The 19,577-nt window shown below is 42.3% G+C and carries 10 protein-coding genes and 1 pseudogene; 9 read left to right on the forward strand and 2 right to left on the reverse strand.

Going from position 1 to position 19,577, the window contains the following annotated elements; all coding sequences use genetic code 11:
* The first annotated feature begins 337 nt into the window (after positions 1-337).
* From GVO60_RS07385 to GVO60_RS07405, 4 genes are all read left to right on the forward strand, one after another.
* Positions 338-751 (forward strand): VOC family protein, encoded by a 414-nt coding sequence (locus GVO60_RS07385; RefSeq protein ID WP_159652484.1) that lies wholly within the window; start codon positions 338-340, stop codon positions 749-751.
* Positions 752-1,383: 632 nt separating this feature from the next.
* Positions 1,384-1,920: a Crp/Fnr family transcriptional regulator gene (locus GVO60_RS07395; RefSeq protein ID WP_225874907.1), complete on the forward strand. Its 537-nt coding sequence runs from the start codon at positions 1,384-1,386 to the stop codon at positions 1,918-1,920.
* 120 nt (positions 1,921-2,040) lie between these two features.
* On the forward strand, positions 2,041-2,487 hold the full coding sequence (locus GVO60_RS07400) for a methyltransferase family protein (RefSeq protein WP_159652486.1): 447 nt from the start codon (positions 2,041-2,043) through the stop codon (positions 2,485-2,487).
* 232 nt (positions 2,488-2,719) lie between these two features.
* The gene (locus tag GVO60_RS07405) at positions 2,720-3,091 is read left to right on the forward strand and encodes a hypothetical protein (protein WP_159652488.1); all 372 of its coding nucleotides are present in this window, start codon (positions 2,720-2,722) and stop codon (positions 3,089-3,091) included.
* A 127-nt stretch (positions 3,092-3,218) separates the two neighbouring features.
* On the opposite strand, the pseudogene GVO60_RS22550 reads toward GVO60_RS07405, so the two are convergent.
* Positions 3,219-3,409, reverse strand: a pseudogene (locus tag GVO60_RS22550) (hypothetical protein).
* 411 nt (positions 3,410-3,820) lie between these two features.
* Here GVO60_RS22550 and GVO60_RS07410 point away from each other — a divergent pair.
* A complete protein-coding gene (locus GVO60_RS07410) occupies positions 3,821-4,027 on the forward strand; it encodes a tautomerase family protein (RefSeq protein WP_159652490.1) in 207 nt (68 codons plus the stop codon).
* Between the two features lie 164 nt (positions 4,028-4,191).
* Here GVO60_RS07410 and GVO60_RS07415 read toward each other — a convergent pair whose 3' ends face one another.
* Positions 4,192-4,635: an exoribonuclease R gene (locus GVO60_RS07415; RefSeq protein WP_159652492.1), complete on the reverse strand. Its 444-nt coding sequence runs from the start codon at positions 4,633-4,635 to the stop codon at positions 4,192-4,194.
* A gap of 508 nt (positions 4,636-5,143) precedes the next feature.
* Between GVO60_RS07415 and GVO60_RS07420 the strand changes: the two genes are divergently transcribed.
* From GVO60_RS07420 to GVO60_RS07435, 4 genes are all read left to right on the forward strand, one after another.
* Positions 5,144-6,352 (forward strand): NupC/NupG family nucleoside CNT transporter, encoded by a 1,209-nt coding sequence (locus GVO60_RS07420; protein ID WP_159652494.1) that lies wholly within the window; start codon positions 5,144-5,146, stop codon positions 6,350-6,352.
* A gap of 159 nt (positions 6,353-6,511) precedes the next feature.
* On the forward strand, positions 6,512-7,741 hold the full coding sequence (gene pepT / locus GVO60_RS07425; protein WP_159652496.1) for a peptidase T: 1,230 nt from the start codon (positions 6,512-6,514) through the stop codon (positions 7,739-7,741).
* A gap of 76 nt (positions 7,742-7,817) precedes the next feature.
* The gene (locus tag GVO60_RS07430; protein ID WP_159652498.1) at positions 7,818-8,285 is read left to right on the forward strand and encodes a DM13 domain-containing protein; all 468 of its coding nucleotides are present in this window, start codon (positions 7,818-7,820) and stop codon (positions 8,283-8,285) included.
* 305 nt (positions 8,286-8,590) lie between these two features.
* Positions 8,591-19,573 carry a DUF11 domain-containing protein gene (locus GVO60_RS07435; protein ID WP_159653281.1) on the forward strand — a complete coding sequence of 3,661 codons (10,983 nt, stop codon included), beginning with the start codon at positions 8,591-8,593 and terminating at the stop codon, positions 19,571-19,573.
* Positions 19,574-19,577 lie beyond the last annotated feature (4 nt).

Here is a 19,577-nt window from a genome sequence, read left to right on the forward strand (position 1 = left end):
TATCTTTCTTTCTCAGTGAGGTGTGTATATTTCATAGCTTTACTTCTTGGCGGGAGCAAAATCATGATTATCGCATCTCACTGTTTTATTTTTCAGTGGTGTCGCACTTCGTACTTGAATCCAAGAAGCATAACAATCTGTTTAAGAGTGATTCGCAACGCGTGGCATTTTCACTATGCGTTGGTTTTAGTGTTTAAGGTGGTATGCGGCGGCATCGGTATTGCGTTGCTCACCCCTTAACAGGGCGTTGTTCACCCCTTAATTGGGAGTTATGTGCTTTCTCGAAAAATCGACAAATTATTGTAGAATCAGTGTTTTGAGGAAATTGAATTTCAGTATGTCTAAGCCAGTTCAGCAGCAAATCGGTAATGTAGCTCTAGTCGTTGAAAACTACGATGACGCTATTGAGTTCTATACTCAGAAGCTTCAATTTACATTGGTCGAAGATACCGATTTAGGTGGTGGTAAGCGCTGGGTGCAGGTATCACCTCCAAATTCTAATGGTACAAATTTACTTCTAGCTCAAGCGAGCACTGAGGCTCAATCTCATGCTGTAGGTAATCAAACTGGCGGTCGTGTATTCTTGTTTCTACAAACCAATGACTTTTGGCGCGATTACGAGCTAATGAAATCAAATGGTGTGGTATTTCTGGAAGAGCCGCGAGTCGAAGAGTACGGTACAGTAGTCGTGTTCGAAGACTTATATGGTACTAAATGGGACTTGTTGCAATTAAACGGTGCAACAGGCTAGCACGCACATAACAAGCAATTTAAGAGGGATTCTCAACGCTTGGCACTTTAGCTTCTACTTCAATTTTAGTGTCTATGGCACAATGCTTTAGGTGTGGGTGGCAGCGTTGTTTACCCCTTAATTGGGCGTTAACTGGCGCAGAAAATACGAAAGCACAATGATACAGTTTCTAGGTTCAGAGATTTAGCGTGTTCGGTCGGTTTCCTTATCTGAGCTAATGCGACTAATTTCAGTTTGATACTTAAGTTTACTGATGTGAAAGGTGGCACAAAGCCTTCTAATAATATAAGGCATTCGCGATTAGTTCGGCGCACTTACATCGCCGAAGCATGGTGTTGTGAGACGCATTTCAAACTAAAGATAAATGGTAATTTTTTGGTTAAATACATATTTGAGTTAGCTTTGCTAATCATTAATTAGCAAAACGAGCTTTGGCGAAAGTGGCTGAAAGATCTGCGAAAACTGAAAGGCGCTCAGTTAACAAACTGTTCAAGAGGGATTCGCAACGCGTGGCATTTTTACTATGCGTTAGTTTTAGTGTTTAGGGTTGTATACGGCGGCTTCAGTATTGCGTTGCTCACCCCTTAACAGAGCGTTATGCTTTTTTTAGTTCGTTTATTTGAGATGAAGATATGGAAGATACTGATAAAAAGCTGTTGCTGGACACGCTCTCATACATTGGTACTTTAAGCGAAGCTGATATGGATGCAGCTCTCCCATTTTTTAGTTTTAGGTGTTGCTGTTCGAAGGAGTATATCTTTGCTAGTGGCGATTTTCCTCTAGATGTTCATTTTGTTCTTCGTGGTGTTGGCAGGTATTTTTATATTGATAAAAATGGTAACGAGCGTAATAAATCGCTGGTAAGACAAGGCGGGGCTTTTGCGAGTATTAGTTCAATTGTTGAGGGTAGTCCTTGCCCGTTTTTTGCTCAGGCGCTTACAAAATGCACTATCGCTTCGATAAGCTACTCGAATTTGCTGAAACTTTCAAAATCCAATAGTAATTGGGGAGATTTAGTGCGCAAGATGTTTGAGCGCTTAGTTTTAAAGAAAGAAAAGAGAGAGGCTGGCTTTCTTATGTTGTCTGCGAAGGAGCGCTACTTGGAATTTTTAGATGAATTTGGTGATGACAGTAAGACATACCTCTTCGCCATGTCGCTATGTATTTAGGTTTTACGGATGTTACGTTGTCTCGTTGTCTCGTATTCGTCGCGAGATGGACTTAACATAGGTTAAGGTACTGATAATAGATTCTTATATACTCAAGCTTTACTATAGCGGAGTGTCGAGATGAAAAAACTATTACCACCATTTTTGTTCTTAATTTTTATCATTGTTATGGCTTTTATTTGTTGGGGTGTAGATCTTCCCAAGTCATTTGACTTTCCATACAACCTAACTGGCATTCCTATTATTTGTATTGGTCTGGTACTTTCAATTTTAGGTAAGCAATTATTCAAGAAATTCGACACTAATATTAAGACGTTCGATGAACCAACGGTGTTGGTTACGAGTGGGATTTATCAATATACTAGAAACCCTATGTATCTTGGATTCACTATAGCAATGCTCGGTTTCTCTATACTAATGGGTGGCTCTCTTTTATCTTTTTTATTAACAGCTATCTTCTTTTTAATAACTGATAGGTGGTATATATCTTATGAGGAGAAAATGATGTACACAAAATTTGGTATAGAATATGAAGAATACTGTAGAAAAGTACGCCGGTGGATTTAAGGATATAAACACCGTAACTCACTGATATTCTCTATTCTGAAATTGTTGCAATCTCTCTACTACGAATTAGATTTCACACTCAAAAATTTCAGATGCCCCTTGAGTAGTTGCTTGCTTATAGTAGTCTGAAAATGTAATTTTGATCCGAGCTAGTTATTGCATGCCAAGCAGTGTTACTGAGTAAGGGTAAAATTATGGTGTGTGACTATAAATAGTTTATTAAGGATAAAATATGAAGAAAGTGATGGCGGGATACTTTTCCGTAATAATTATTGCAGGTTGTAAGTTTGAATATACCACTCATGATGAAAGTTCATTGTCTTATACAAGCACGACCGAGACTCATGGTGGGATTGATAGTGATTGTATTGAAAGAACATTGTTTAATGATCCCCAGTTTGAATCGGCTACTTTTAGCGATGATGCGGTGATAGTTAAATCTAATGGTTTTGATGTAAATATAACCTTTGAGAAGAATAAACTGGTTATCTTCGCAAATCACAACCGCATCAGCGAGGCGGATGATATTGATATGAGTGATTTAAGTAGTGTATCTGAAAACATAAAAGAATCACTTTTACACACATGCCCTCTCAGTACCTAACAAGGCGTTTAGAATGGATTTTCGCATCTAAGGATTTTTGGTTTTTATTGAATTGAGTTCTAATACACAGTGTTTTGAGTTAGCTGGCTACCCCCGTAGTTTAACCAGCTAAGCTTCAATAAATGGTCTATTTTTGTAACATCCTCACGGATTCTAGGTTTGATTTTACGTCGAAGCGGGCGCTGACTTTAACATTATCCCGAAAAAAATTACGTGGTCGAAATCAGTCATTGAGATCTTAAATCCGTTTTTAACAAATAGTGTGGTTACTGGGGCACGCTTATTACTTTCTGCCGCTGATTTAAACAAATTATCCATGGTAATTTACCTTTGTTTTTAAAAGTTTTAACTAACATAGCCTTCATGTCAAAGAATATCAATTGTCTGCTTTATAAGCGTACATAATGGAGTGGGTTCAAGTCATTTAAAGATTTATATGGCAAATAACAAATCAAGGTTTCTTCAAAGAGCAGAATAGAATTGAACTTAATATTTGAACTAGTTCTTGTTTTGTTAGTTCGAGTAAAAATCATAGTTAGTCTGAATGAAATTAATGGTTACAAATCGACTTAATACCAAGCTTGGAGTCGAGTTTTTATAGCGGTTACATTACCGCCCCAGAAATAATCGAATGGGCTAGGTGGTGACTACTACTCTCGTAGCGTTGTTTTGTCATAAGAGAAGGTGAAATAATACCTTTCGGATACACTAGTCGTTAAGGGAAGAACTATGCCATTTATTGCTTTTGAATCGGGTCAATTGACGGATGAAGTAAAAGTACAACTGATTGAAAAGTTGACAGAAGTTTCAGTTGAAATTACTGGAATACCGAAAGAACTATTTTTAGTTTCTATACGCGAACAACCGGATGCCAATATTGCGGTTGCAGGTAAAAGCGTGGAGCAGATTAAGAAAGAGATAGCGCAAAAACAATGAGAGGTAGATAAAGTACCTGTTATTAAACACTGGTGTGCGAAGTTTCTCGATTGAAAAACGCGCTATTGAGTCACTGTGGACTCTTGATAATCTCTTGAAGGTGATGATCGAGAGTCCGGTGCTGTAAGTTTTGCTTAGATTGAGCAAAGCATGCGCGCGGATTACTACTTCTGACCAATCTGCGAGTACTGACGGAGAAGGTCTGTCAGTGTCGTTACCCATTCAAGTGCACTTTTTGGGCTTTGCTTTAGAATGACTTCAACGTGGTTACAGTGTACTTCTAATGGAATAGCTGATTCTAGTTGGAACGAAGAAGCATAAAAATGCCAGAGAAGTAAACGTTGCATACGTACAATGTTTTGCTCCTTATTCTCCGATTCATCAAATAAAGCAGGGATTTCACTTAGAGCAATAGCACTCATACGGAGCATCGCGTCAAATCGAGCTTCGAGAAGCTTGTCTTCGCTCTCTGTTTCATATTGATCAAAAGTAAACAGCTCCGTCATTGATTCATCAGGTACAAGTCGTTGAATCATTCTCATACTTAATTCTTCAAGTTCTTCACGAGGAGATTGAGAAAGGGAAGTATACGTATAGTCGCGTTGCATTGGTTATTCTCGGGCATTGATTAGATAGGTATTGTATACCCAAGGCTTTTGCTGCGCGAGATGCAAACGAAAAAAAGCCCTGTATATGCACAGGGCAAAGATTGTTGTGTTTTTCAAGCCAATGACGTTGTTAGAAGACGTATCTGTTCAGTAGTACGTTAATTAACACTCTTTAAAATTAGAAGTCGATTCAGAAATCACCAACTTTTATTTTGTAATGATAACGATTACATACCTCTTACTGTGATCTTGCTCCATGAAAATCTTGTAAACAGATACAGAAATTTGTCGAGGTTCAACTCAAATCCGCTGATTTTAGAGTGAACTGCTTACAGAGTGAACGCTTGAACGTTTGCGTAAAAATATGTGATGAATATCTCTTTTTCCTCGTTATACTTTCCGCCCGGTTGAGAGCAATGCTCTACCAATACAAGCCGTCACAGGGAATAGTGAATGACCCCACGGACCGGACCAGCTATTTATTCAATGCTTGTAGAGGTAATCTTTAATGAATGTTTTATTTGGCTTAATCGGTGTCGCGGTATTGCTGTTGTGTGCGGTTCTACTGTCAGAAAGTCGTAAGTCGATCAATTGGAAAACGGTATCGCGCGCGTTAATGCTTCAAGTTGGTTTTGCTGCGTTGGTCCTCTATTTTCCTTGGGGTCAAGCTGCGCTAACGAGTTTAAGTAGCGGTGTTTCTAGCTTACTAGGTTTTGCCGATGAAGGTATTGCTTTCCTATTTGGCGATCTCGCAAATACTGGTTTTATCTTCGCAGTTCGTGTCCTTCCTATTATCATTTTCTTCAGTGCATTAATCTCAGCGCTTTATTACCTCGGTATTATGCAGAAAGTCATCGAATTTCTTGGTGGTGGCATTCAGAAATTCCTAGGTACAAGTAAAGCGGAATCACTAGTCGCCACAGGTAATATTTTCCTTTCACAAGGCGAGTCGCCACTTCTTGTTCGTCCATTTCTTTCTCGTATGACTCGTTCTGAACTGTTTGCTGTGATGGCTGGTGGTATGGCTTCTGTTGCCGGTAGTGTACTAGGTGGCTATGCAGGTCTAGGTGTAGAGTTAAAGTACCTGATCGCTGCTAGTTTTATGGCAGCTCCAGGCAGTTTGATGATGGCGAAAATCATCGTACCTGAACGTGAGACACCGATTGATCAATCAAACATTGAAATGGACCAAGCTCAAGAAAGCAATGTGATCGACGCGCTTGCAAGTGGTGCAATGAACGGAATGAAGGTCGCGGTTGCTGTAGGTACCATGTTGATTGCATTTGTGAGCGTGATTGCGATGGTAAACACGGGTCTTGAAAGCTTGGGTGAACTGGTCGGTTTTACCGGTATTACTCTTCAAGCGCTGTTTGGCTACTTATTCTCACCATTGGCTTGGGTTATCGGTGTACCATCAAACGAAGTTTTGGCTGCAGGCTCTTACATTGGTCAGAAAATCGTTATGAACGAGTTTGTTGCTTTCATCGATTTCGTGGAGCATAAAGCGCTGCTTTCTGAGCATACTCAAGTCATCATTACTTTTGCATTGTGTGGTTTCGCTAATATTGGTTCTATTGCAATTCAGCTAGGTTCAATCGGTGTTATTGCACCGGAGCGCCGTGCGGAAGTGGCTAACCTTGGTATCAAAGCAGTACTTGCAGGTACTTTAGCAAACTTAATGAGTGCTTGTTTAGCAGGTATCTTTATTCTGCTTTAACCGCCGTTGATGTGTTTATAAAGCCTAAATTGGAAACGATTTGGGCTTTTTCATTATTAGTATCTTTCACAAAACTGATTTATAGCAAAATTCTCTCAATTCATCGGCGTAGGATGGTTGGCTATCGTATTCGTCGACTACAAATAAAAGAGAATGATAATGAACGAACTTGTACAACGCTTCCTTCGCTATGTGACTTTTGACACCCAATCTGACCCTCATAACTCTGCTTGCCCTAGTAGTGCGGGGCAATTTACTTTTGCTGAATTCTTAAAAAATGAGTTGATAGAGCTCGGTTTGAGTGAAGTGACTCTTGATAAGAACGGCTACCTAATGGCCAAACTCCCAAGTAACGTTGACTACCCAGTACCCGCAATTGGTTTTGTTGCCCATATGGACACCGCGCCGGATGCATCTGGTAAAGATGTAAAGCCGCAATTCGTCGAAGACTATCAAGGCGGAGACATCGCACTTGGCAAAGGAGATGAAGTCCTTTCTCCTATCCAATACCCAGATCTTCACAAGTTGCATGGCCATAATTTGATTACTACTGATGGCACAACGCTTCTCGGCGCTGATAATAAAGCTGGTATTGCAGAGATCATTTCTGCTGTTTCTGAACTTATCAATAATCCAGATATTCCACACGGTGACATCTGTATCGGGTTCACTCCAGATGAAGAAATCGGCCGTGGTGCCAATCTATTTGACGTTGAAAAATTTGGTGCTCAGTGGGCATATACTATTGATGGCGGGCCTGTTGGAGAACTGGAGTATGAGAATTTCAATGCGACCAGTGCAGATGTGATTTGTTATGGAACCAATGTGCACCCAGGTACTGCAAAAGATAAGATGGTCAACTCAATGAATATTGCTGCGCAGTTTCAATTGTTGATGCCAAGTGATGAAACGCCCGAAACTACCGAGGGCTATGAAGGCTTCTATCATCTTAAATCGGCAGAAATGTCTGTTGCGCGCAGTGAACTCGGCTACATCATCCGTGATTTCGAACGTGAAGGCTTAGAAGCACGCAAAGTGTTTATGCAAAAGAAAGTGGATGAGCTAAATAGCCAACTAACGAAAGGCCGTGTTGAGTTAAAGCTCAGCGATAGCTACTTCAATATGAAAGAGATGGTTGAGCCACACCCACATATCATTGAGCTCGCCAAACAAGCCATGATTGCCTGCGATGTAGAACCGTTGATTAAACCGATTAGAGGGGGGACGGATGGCGCGAGATTGTCATTTATGGGCTTACCATGCCCAAACATTTTTACGGGTGGTTATAACTTTCACGGTATCCATGAATTTATCTCAGTCGAAGGTATGGAGCAGGCAGTAAACGTTATTGTGACCTTGTCAGAAAAAACAGCAATAAGTTATAGATAATATCTCTATGCAACACTGATATCTCATTGATTATCGTGTACATTTAATCGGTGTATTGAATACTCAGGTTGATGAGATGAAAAGGATTTTACTTGTTGCCAGTCACCTTTTAGTTGGAGGGATAGGTTTTGCGTTGGGTATATACGCTTTGCCTATCCTTACTCAGCCCCAATCACCTTCCATGCAAGTCGTTGAGCGTGTAACCAATAACGCGCTTTTTACGGCTTCTTTTCAACGCGATCGCCAAGACAGCGATTTTCTCCATTGGGGAGAGGGCTCTGTCTCGATCAGTGAGCACAACATTGCATTTGTCGGTACATTAGCTCCTGGGCCCGACTATAAGCTCTATTTATCCCCAATTTATATCGAAACCGAAGTCGATTTTAATAAACACAAATCAGAGATGGTTCAAATTGGTGATATCGATACTTTTGATCGTTTTACGTTACCACTTCCTCCAGAACTTGAGCTGACAAATTACAATACAGTGATTGTTTGGTGCGAAACATTTGGTCAGTTTATAACCTCGGCGAGATTTAAATAGCCAGCTTGTAGGGCTTTTCGGACTTTCTTCCACCAATAGCTAATGTGCACCCGATGAGTTGTTACATTTTGCTTTTTTCAGATACATTTTGACACAGAAGTGACAAAAGCATAGAGCTCAAACGAATAATACCCGGCTTGCTCAACTTTTGTTATATGCACAAAAAATAAAATAGTTCGCAATAACAATAACCAAGATAATGGGATAACTCAGCTTTGTTAAGTCATCTTTCTTCTAGAATAAGTGCCTTTTGGCTCTTTTTGCTACTGGCATTTAGTGCTACAGCCTTTGCCGCTGAAATCGAAATTACGGTTTCTCCGACGCACTCGACATATGAAAATGGTCAAGTCATTGATTATCAAGTGTTGGTTAAAAATACTACAGCAAAACGTATTGCTGGCGTAGTTATTGAAGACCCAGTAGGTGACACAATGGCTGCAACGGAAAGTGGCTCGGCGAAAGCGTTAAGTGTACTAAACATTACACCCTCAAACAGTTGGGGTTCAAGGCCTGGAACGTTAACTGGAACGGATGGTAACTTAGTCGTTACTGATGCAGTCCTTTTTCCTTATGGTACGCTGACTTACCAATTCTCAGCGAAAGTCAACGAAGATATTGTAGGATCAATTTTACTGGGTAAAACACAGGTATCCGCTGATGTAGACGGTGATAGTACCAATGAGCGATTTACTCCTACCACTGAAAGTACTTTTGATCCCGTCCCATATCAATACAGCTTAGAGTTGAGCACCGATAAAGCGGAATATCTTGTGGGCCAGCCTTTAACCTACACGTTAAAGGTCAAGAATACTGGTTCGTATCAAGTTCAAGGTTTAGATATTGAGCAAGCATTTCAATCTCTAAGTGTCGCGGATATGAATGGTGCGAAAATAAGCCCATTTAGTTCTGTTACTATCTCAGGGAAGAAATCTGGTAATGGCAGCGACCTAGGAATATATAGTAAATCGGGGGACCTCTCGGTTTCTGATGCGAAAATTGCGGTCGGTGGCAAACTCACATATACCATTGCCACAAAGGTAGCCGATACCCTTATCGGGGACATCATTACTTCTGCGACAGGCCATACGAAAGATGGCGATGTTGTAGGCAATGAGCAAATCACACCACCTGCTCAGCCTGTTGTATCCATTGAACATACCTTGAGCAAATCGAGCCCGTATTTAGTCTCCGGTGAACGTAGTTTTACTGTAGAGGTGAATAATACGGGATCAGGGATAGCGCATAACTATCACATCAAACAAAATATTGCGGATCTTGTTGCTAATTTGGGTTTAGGGAACAATTTAAAACCAGAGCATAACCATAGTGACGTTTCGGGCAACCCATTTGCGTCATGGACCATTGAGGTGAGTGATTCAGGTGAGAAAACCGTGTCTGACTATAAGATGTCAGGGGTCCAAACCGATGTTAGCTTTGACGATACTATCTCAATGTATCCTAACGAATCGATTACCTATTTGGTTAAGGCATCTATTTCTCCAGTCGCGATTGGTGAGATTCAAGGTGCCAATGCTGGCGTGTATGATGAAAGCGGTAAGCTCGTCCAAGACGCTCAGATTTCTGAGGAAGTTAAGGCTGAGCGCGTCCTGAACGTGAATGATCCTGAGATCAAAATAGTTAAGACAACCAAAGAGTCACAGTATATTCCGGGCAACACGATCGAGTATGAGATTGAAGTCTCTAACGCTTCAAGCAAGTATTTTGCGAATAACCTTCAGGTTGTCGATGATCTAACCTGTGTTCAAACTGCGCAGGCGGGTGGCGCGGCAGAAAGCGCTGCATTTAAACGTTGGAAGTTGGAGCCTGCAAGTAGTGAAGATAAGTTAGGTACCGACCATGGTAGCTATAACTACGGATCTTGGACGACAAGTGCAGTGACAGTGTCACCTGATATTGCGCCAGGCAAGTCTGTGATCTATAAGCTGACGGCTGAAGTGAGTGATTCTAGTATCGGGCTTATCTTGGATGACAACCCAGCTTGTTCAGATAACGTGTCAGAGAGTGGTTCTGGTGTTCAAATGCCAGAAGATAACCTGCGAGCAAGTAAAGATGTTGATAATCGTTTTTATTCATCTGGTGACGTGCTGACTTACACAATCAGAGTCGATAACGATGGTGATGGTTTTGCTAACCAAGTCCGTGTGATAGATGATCTTCGCGCAGTCGAAACTTTGGACATCTACGGCTCTGTGATTCCTGCTTACAATAGCTGGACGATCACTGCAGAAGCATTTAATGCGGACGGAAGTACAGCAAACGCAACGGACACAGGAATAACCGGAACTGTATCAAGCCCAGATATTCTTAATGTGGAAGCTACGATTGAGCCTCACAGCTATGTCATCTATACGATTAAAGCGGTAACCGATCCGCTTGCCAATGATCATATACAAAACAGCGTTACTGTTGATGGCGAAGTTTATGCTGACCGTGGCTCTGATCCACGAGATTTTGATATTGAAGTTAACAAGACGGTCAAGACGAATAATGACTCGGGCTTCAATAGCGAAAAAACCAGTTACTCAAAACTTGAAAACGAAATCACTTACCAGTTGCACCTAAAAAATGCCAAAGGCAATGGCTACGCAACCAACGTAAAAGTAAAAGATGCGATTTCTTCTATTGAAGCGGGCTTACTTGAACCTGATACAGCAACGAAAAAAGTGTTTTCATCTTGGACGATCACAGCTGACATTGTTTCCGATGACCCAGAGCTAAATGGAAACAGCAAGTACACGAACGTTGGTAAATTTGAAGATAACAAGGATCTTGATACCGTAGTTCAAATTGCGCCGAACGTTGAGGTGATTTACACCATCACTGCGCAAATCGATCGCAGTAACGGCGATGAAATCATTTACAAACAGTTCTCTAACAGCGTGGTTGTAGAAACGCCAGATTCTGATTCCCAATCATCGGCTCAAGATGCGGCAACGGTGTATCCAAAAACGCCTAATGTTGTGGTCGTTAAAACGACGAAAGAGAACGAGTTTTATCCAGGTCAATGGGTTGAGTTTGACATTACGGTGTACAACCGTGGAGCTGGGTATGCGAACGAAGTTCGAGTGAAAGATGATATCAAAGGCATGGATGTATTTTCCGAATGGGAGATTACAGCCTTCACTGACAAAAATAATTCTCCATATAAAACAGGTAGTTTCCCTGACAGCAAGTCTAACTATCCGAATAATGGCAATATCGATACGCGTATCGATATAGATCCTCAAACGGTCCAAGGTATGGGTTTTGTGACGTATAAAATCCGAGGTTTGGTCAAAAAGGATTACAAAAAGTATGAGATTTCCAACACGGTTGAGATCCATGATCCGATAAATAATCTGGATCAATCTGCCACAGCGGAAATTGGTGATAGCGGAGATGCAAAGCTCAACGTATCGATATTAAAAACGGCAGATGTGACTCGTTTTACTCCGGGCGATGATGTCACCTATTTCATCTACCTTCAAAACAACAGTGAGAACGTCGCTGACAACTTAAAGCTAGTCGATCCATTAACTGAAATTAAGTCGGTTCTCGCGAACAAGAAAGACAATGATGCTGCTGACTTTGGCGAACAATCTCCATTCGAATTTTGGGAATTTGATTACGGTGATGGTAAAGGTTGGCAAGGCCGAACAACGGATGATTTGATCTATCCTTTGGGTGGTGTTGATACTTCGTTCTCATTGGCGGCGGGTGAAACACGCATTGTAAAAATAAAAGCACGTATCAAAGACAACGTTGTTGGTTCTCGTGACATAAGCGGCATGCTAGAACCGATCATTGCGAACGATGCGTATATTTTCCGTGACTACAAACAGGTATCTGAAGAGTCGCATGTTTCACACCATGAGATGGAGCGTGTAGACAGTGGCGGCAATACTACTCGTCAGTTATTAGTTAATGGTAAAGCGAGCCAATTCTATGCGCCAGGCGATACGTTAACTTACAAGGTTAAAGTGAGCTCTAATAAAGGCTATTACAACAACCACAAGGTAGCTGAAAATATCAAAGGTGTTGAAGTTCTTCTACTGGATGGCACAAAAGCAAATCCATTTAGCGATCGCTTTAATGTAGGGGTCGAGAAAGAAGATAGCGATGGCGGTGACGGTACCACCGATGGCACCTTGAATGGTACGGTCGCGAACAATGAAAACATTACGACTACGATAGATGTAGCGGGTGGGGACTACGTACTTTACACCGTGGAAGGCGTGGTACGTGATGATGCGGTAGGTGATATCACGATAGGCGGTATTACCGTCAACCCATATGACTACCATTTGTCATTCACTAAAACAGTAGAAGAAAAGAACTATCAACCTGGGAAGCCGATCACTTACCACTTAACGATAGAGAATGATGGAAAAGGCGGCGCGTACAATATTCCTATTGTGGACAAGATTTCTGAGGTTACCGTTGATTTGTTAGACGGTAGCAACGGTCTTGCTTTTGTTGATGGTTGGACAGTTAAGCCGGTTATTTCTGGAGGTACTTCAGGTTCACAAGTTGATCTAGATGGCAAGATTGCAGATAACCAAGATATCAATACTCATGCATCAATTGCTGCAGGTGAAACGGTTGATTACGTCATTACTGCAACAGTTAATGCGTATGCGGTAGGTAATATCGTCAACTTACTGCAAGTGGATGGGGATACGGTCAGCGCAGAGTCGAAACCTGATACGCAGAAGTATGACTTCGAGAAACATGTTAGCAAGATTTACGATAAGGATGGCTCGACAGAATTGACGGGGGGCTATACACCTGGCGGTTATATCGAGTACGAAATCACGCTTAAAAACAACAACAATGTTCATTTAAAAGATATTGCTATTGTTGATGATATTCGAGGCATAACGACAGACTACTTTGATGGCACTGTCGGAGCTGCATTTGATTCATGGACTATTGCTACGCAAGTCGATGCAAGTAAGTTGTCAGATCCTGGCTCTGTTGCTGATAATTCGAATATTGATACTAAGTTCGACATTGCGGCGAGCTCAATGGATAGTTCGGGTACTTTCGTCAAATACACTGTTAAGGCGAAAATTTCGGAAAAAGCTGTAGGCTCGATCAAGAACGTAGCGAAAGTGGACAACAAGCACAATCTGCCTTCTGAACGTGTCGATATGCTTCCTTCTAACTTAAAGAAAGTTCACAAAGCTTATACTGACGCGAGCTATACGACCAATAAGAAGACCTTTAACCACATACCCGATGCGCAAAAAGTGGTGTATCACTTACGTGTGGAAAACCAAGGAAAAGGTACTGAATATGACTCAAGCTTATTAGAGCAATTTACCAAGCTAAAATCGAAAATTGCACAAGATGCAGCGGGTGAAGCAGATAATCAACATGGTGTGGTTTATGAACCGGCAACTTGGGTAATAACTGCGACAACCTCTGATGAAATTACAACGGACATCGGTACCTATATTGGCGGAACAAATATAGATATTGATATCCCAACGCTTTCAATTGCGCCAGGTGGTTGGATAGATTTTAAAGTAGAAGCGCAGATTCGTGATGATGCGATGACGGCAATTACTATTACACCAAAGTACAACGGTTCAGGTTTTGGTAAGTCTCAGATCAAACCAGATCATTCAAATCTGGATGTGAACAAGGAAATTATCTCTATTGGTGGACGTAGTTACTCGAAAGGGGATTCGTACAAACCAGGCGAAGAGGTGGTTTACCGCTTCACCGTAACCAATACAGAACCTGTTTGGCGTGACAATTCCGTACTGCGTGACATTATTTCTGATGTGACTGTTGAGGTACTTGGCGGTAGTGAAGAACAAGCCTTTATCGATACCCAAATAACACACACAGTAACCGCTGGCATTGATGGCGATATCGATACCTATTTACCTAGCTACGATTCAAATGGCGATCTAGATATCGTGGCAGATATTGCACCGGGTGAAGAAATTGAATTCACAATCAAAGGCACAATTCGACCGGATGCATTAGGTATTATTGCTGCTAATAGCGCTACAGGCGGTGATCACAGCGTGGAAACAAACGTGATTCCACCAGTTGAGCCAAAGCTTGTGTTTGAAAAATTAGTTACTAACACAACGGCAGACAGTAGTAGTTGTTCGTTCCCATCGAACTCTGGTAGTGGTTGTGAATATAATCCGAATGGCCAAGTGAGTTACACAATCACGGTTGAGAACCAAGGCGAAGGTATTGCTAACGATGTCACGATCGTCGACAAGCTGAACACGATCTCTACATCGACAGGCGCAAAAGCGTTCAGTGATTTCTCTACGACTCTAATCGAGCACCCGAGCGCTGATCGTTTTGATATTAATGGTAGTTACCAAGGTTCGAAACCATTGGATGCGACTTTTGACCTAATGCCGGGCGATAAGGTTGTGTTTGGTCTATCAGGAACGGTTGACGCTGATGCGCTAGGCACTATCACTAATGTTGCAAAAATAGATGGAAAGAACTCCAACGAGATTGTTTTAGGCCAAGGTGATGCCAATATTCTTGCATTAAAAAGCACAGATACACCAACCTATGTTCCCGGCGGTGAAGTACGCTTTACAATGCTGGTGGCGAACAAATCAGACTCTAATGTTGATATTCACTTAGAAGATGAGATTTCTAAGTTTACCGTTGAAACAGCAGATGGCTCTATGCAAACAGCACTAGAGAGCTGGAGTACGACGGCGGCATTTGTGTCGAATATTAGCGCAGCGCATAACGACGCGAGTTCGATTCAAACTTCTGGAGATATTGATGCCATAGTCAAGTTAGGCGCTGCGGCAGCGGAGCCAACGATTCTAAAAATTGATGTGGTTGGTAAGGTTCGAAATGATGCTATTGGTAAGTTTGGCAACACCATGTACATCAACAATAAGCAGTACGACTTACGCGAACACTACATCTATCCTGAGCCAGGGAGCTTAGTTGTCACCAAACAAGCCTCACTTTCCCCAGCATTATACGCGCCAGGTGATTCAATTGGGTTCGATATTGTGGTGGAGAACAACGGTTCTGGTTATTTAAGCCATGTCCGAATTGAAGATCTAGCTTCAGACATTCGCACTGATGTTGTCGATAGCTTAGTCGCGGAGCGTGTGTTTGACTCTTGGGATGCATCAAAAAGTACTCTTACAATTACTGACCCATCATCAAGTCAGAGTGTAGTGATTAAACAGACTGATTTTGATAGCGCTGACGGCTTTAGTGGTGAATATCAGCTTGCACCAGGATCAAAAATCGAACTGCACTTAGAAGGTACGGTTAAGAGTAATGTTATTGGTGCGATTACTAATCAAGTGACTGCCGAAGCTGATGGTGTTGAACCTGCGCAAGGTAGCGCGACATATCAGCCAATAGATGCAGAGGTAACAGTCTCTAAATCAGTCGACAAAGCGGTTTACCAAGCTCGCGACACCTTGACTTATACCGTTGTTCTCACAAATACGCAGCGCGTTTGGGCTACCAATGTCCAAGTCACGGATCTGGTTAATAGCATCACTTCCGATACCATTTATGGCGGTTCTATTTCGGTCTTTGAACCGGGCAGTATTGAAATTACGGGCGTCTCTGACAAAGGGACGACTATTCTTCCTGCGTTGTCTGGTGATTACATTGATAACAAAGTAGATATTGCCCCGGAAGATACAATCACTTTAACGATCAAAGGAACGTTAAAACCCCAAATTATAGGAGAAGTGCGCAACAACGTAACAGTTGAGTACGATGGCAAAACATTATCTGATGAGGCATTGAGTGTCCCTTTAATTCCTGAAATTGAAGTGCTGAAAACGCCAACGGAGGAATTTTACACGCCCGGCTCTGTTAATGGATTCTCGATTACCATTCATAATAAAGGGCCTGCGTTCGCCAACGATATTGTTATCGACGACATCATCTCTGAAATCAAAGTGCAAACTGCTGATGGTATTGATCGCCAAGCGTTTAGCCGCTGGACTTATGACTACGTTGCCAGTGACCCAATGACAAGCGTTGATAGTCATACATTTAGTTGGAACACAGATATTAAGAATATTGTGGATCTTGCGCCGAATGACACGATTGTTTTTACCGTAACAGGCGAGATAGATGACAAAGCCATTGGTGAAATCGTCAACACGGCTAACGTTGAATATGATGGCAAAACATTCGAACCAACGGCAGTTATTCAGCCGAAACCAGCTGCGATTACAGTGTCGAAGCTTGCTGACCAAGAGTTTTACCAAGCCGGGCAGCCTGCGCAATTTACGGTAACGGTAAAAAATGAAGGCGAAGGTTTTGCTGATAATGTTGCCATCAAAGACATAATGAATGATGTCATGGTCACTTTGGTTGATGGAACGCTTGGCACTGCATTTGAAACCTGGACTGTTAAAACACAAATCAGCTCTATTGATTCATCACTAACAGTCCTACCTTCGGGCAGTAACCCCGATATAGACACTGTGGCGGATATGGCGCCCAACAGCCAAATTGTCTTTACCATAGATGGCATCGTTAATCGCTACGCGACAACGGATATCTACAACCAAGTGACGGTTGATTTTTCTGGAGATGCCCAGTTGAAGGCAGATGCGTTAATTAAGCATCGTCCAATTTCCTTAAAACTGGAAAAATTCGTTGGTGAGACGGGCAGCGAAACGGAAATGACTTATGAGCCAGGCAAAGAGTCAACGTTCCGTGTGGTATTAACGAACCAAAACGAAGCCTTTGTTGCGGGTATTCAACTGAAAGATTTGTTGGATTCAATGACGGTAGATACCGCTCTTGCAAAAGGAGAAAAGGCATTTGAAAGCTGGACGATTGCTATCAATAAAGGTAATGAGCTAACAACGATCTCTCCAGATCCAACTGGAAGCAACCGAGAGGTGGATGCGACTGTTAACTTAGCACCAAATGATACTTTGGAGCTCGTTATTAAGGGCAAGGTCAATGAGTACGCGATTGGTCAGATCGACAATAAAGCATCAATGTCAGTGAACACTGGCCGCCCTGAGCGCTTTACTGCGGTAGCAAGCTTAATGCCTGAGCCTGACAACGTCATCATCACTAAACAAGCCGATAACCCAATCTACAAAGCTGGAGAGAAAGCAACGTTTAGAATTAAGTTGTTTAATGACAGTAAAGGTTTCGCCAATGATGTGTTACTGCGTGACGCGATGTCCCGAATTAAGGTTCAAACTCGCCCAGATTTAACATCAGGTAATCGAGAAGTGATTAATGCGTTCACTGATTGGACGGTCGATATTAATAGCAGCGATCCTCGTACTCAAGTTGAGCCTGGCTCTATTGCTGCGAATAGCGACATCAATGCCGCAATGGATATAGCGCCGGGTGATACTGTGGAATTTGTCGTTACTGGCGCGGTCGATCCTCGCGCAATGGGCGAAATCATTAATACCGCGCATAAGATCGATGAGTCGACGTCAACGTTATCAACACAAGCTGCTCGCTCTCGCAATGCGACGATTGAAACAGTGAGTGCCATGATTGTTCCTGAAGCAGTGAGCTTTGCCATCGACAAAACCACAACGAAAGGTGAGAACGCGGAATACACCAATGACGATGATGAGCTGACGTATATCCTAAAAGTGAGTAACGAAGGCTCGGCAACGGTTTCTGGCGCTCAGATGGTGGATGAGATCAGCAAGCTTGTCGGTGCGAACGGAAATACACTGTTCACTACGTGGACGATGAAGATAGAAGAGTGGCCAACAGGACAAATTAAAGGTCAATTCACGGATAAAGATCTGATGTTACCTGATGGCAGCTTGTCGCTTGATCTATTGCCTTACATGGCTAACGGTTATGAAATTACGATCACAGGTCAGCTTAACAAAGGTTTGGACGATGATATTACCAACACCTTTACAGTGACCGATCCCGCGACAGGTACGACTGCGTCTGACGATGTGACCATTCATGTTAAGAAATTTGCTGACAATGAAGGCGATCTATTCGTTTCTAAAGAAGCATTAAAAACGGATGCTCAAGTCGGTGATGTGATCGAATATGAGGTGATCATTCAGAACAACAACGAATCGGAATTTAAAGGTGTGAAGTTGATTGACCGCTTCCCTGCCGGTTTCGCGTATGTACCAGGCTCTACGGAAATGACCAACAGTGGCCCTGATGGTGAGTTTGATACCGGCGATGACGTTGTCAGCACAGATGATCCAGCCGTAACTAGTAGTTTGACGTTCAACGTTGGCGATATGTTGGCTTACGGAACATCGGATAAATCCATTACCGAAAAAGTGCGTATTCGTTATCTATTGCGAGTTTCTGTGGGCGCGACGTTTGGTAAGTATGTAAATACTGCAGTTGCAATGTCACCGCCGGAAGGGCAGGTGACCGGTGCGCTAGTGGTGAAATCCAACACTGCGACAGCAACGGTAGAAGTGTTACCGGATAAGGTGTTTGATACTGCATCGATTATTGGCAAAGTTTTTGAAGATCATAACAAGGATGGTTTCCAAGCGGATGCAACGGCGTTTGACGTAGTCATAGCAGCCAATATTTCAGACCAAGACTACATTCCGAACTCGACCATTGTGGTAAAAAATGGCCACGAGCGAGTGCTTAAAGATCATGAGCACCAAGGTGGTAAACACCAAGGGCATGTTTATGGGATTAAAATGGAGCAAACAGGGGACTATCAGCACAACTACAGTCATGCGACGAAACAACCTAAGAAGGCGACCTTCCTCGACTCTGCTTTAGTAGAAGGAGTTGAGATCAACAAGCTGTTTGGTGTTTCTCGAAACCGAACTCTACCTGAGTCAAACAAGGTTGCGCTCCAGGTTTCAACTCGCAGCGATAAAGGCTTTAGCTTTAGTGTCGTTAGTGATGGCGGTAGCCGAATTGTATTTGATCGTGAGGGGAACATAACTACTCAACACGTAGATGATCGCAAAGAGGGGCTGTCTGCAGAGAATCTCGATATCACCCGAAACTTGTACAAAGATGGCGACCATTACCTATGGGAAATTGTCATTGAGAATAAAGGTATTTATGAAGATGGTATTCCTGGCGTTCGCTTACTAACGGTTGAAGGCATTGTGATCGAAACCGACCAGTATGGTCGTTACCATGTACCAGATCAGTGGGTATTGGATAAGAAAGGTAAAAACTTCTTGGTTAAGGTTGATACCGACTCTCTACCGACAGGAATGAAAGTCATCAGTGAGAATCCGAGAGTACAGAGAGTTTCACCGAATAAATTGACCAAATTTAACTTCAGCGTTTCTGTCGAAGAAAAACAGTAATCGT

It is taken from the genome of Vibrio atypicus, assembly GCF_009811315.1.
Lineage (GTDB): Bacteria > Pseudomonadota > Gammaproteobacteria > Enterobacterales > Vibrionaceae > Vibrio > Vibrio atypicus.

Coding starts and splice junctions, on each gene's coding strand:
- GVO60_RS07385 (WP_159652484.1), top strand. CDS start 338: ATGTCTAAGCCAGTTCAGCAGCAAATCGGTAATGTAGCTCTAGTCGTT.
- GVO60_RS07400 (WP_159652486.1), top strand. CDS start 2,041: ATGAAAAAACTATTACCACCATTTTTGTTCTTAATTTTTATCATTGTT.
- GVO60_RS07410 (WP_159652490.1), top strand. CDS start 3,821: ATGCCATTTATTGCTTTTGAATCGGGTCAATTGACGGATGAAGTAAAA.
- pepT (WP_159652496.1), top strand. CDS start 6,512: ATGAACGAACTTGTACAACGCTTCCTTCGCTATGTGACTTTTGACACC.
- GVO60_RS07420 (WP_159652494.1), top strand. CDS start 5,144: ATGAATGTTTTATTTGGCTTAATCGGTGTCGCGGTATTGCTGTTGTGT.
- GVO60_RS07395 (WP_225874907.1), top strand. CDS start 1,384: ATGGAAGATACTGATAAAAAGCTGTTGCTGGACACGCTCTCATACATT.
- GVO60_RS07415 (WP_159652492.1), bottom strand. CDS start 4,635: ATGCAACGCGACTATACGTATACTTCCCTTTCTCAATCTCCTCGTGAA.
- GVO60_RS07405 (WP_159652488.1), top strand. CDS start 2,720: ATGAAGAAAGTGATGGCGGGATACTTTTCCGTAATAATTATTGCAGGT.
- GVO60_RS07430 (WP_159652498.1), top strand. CDS start 7,818: ATGAAAAGGATTTTACTTGTTGCCAGTCACCTTTTAGTTGGAGGGATA.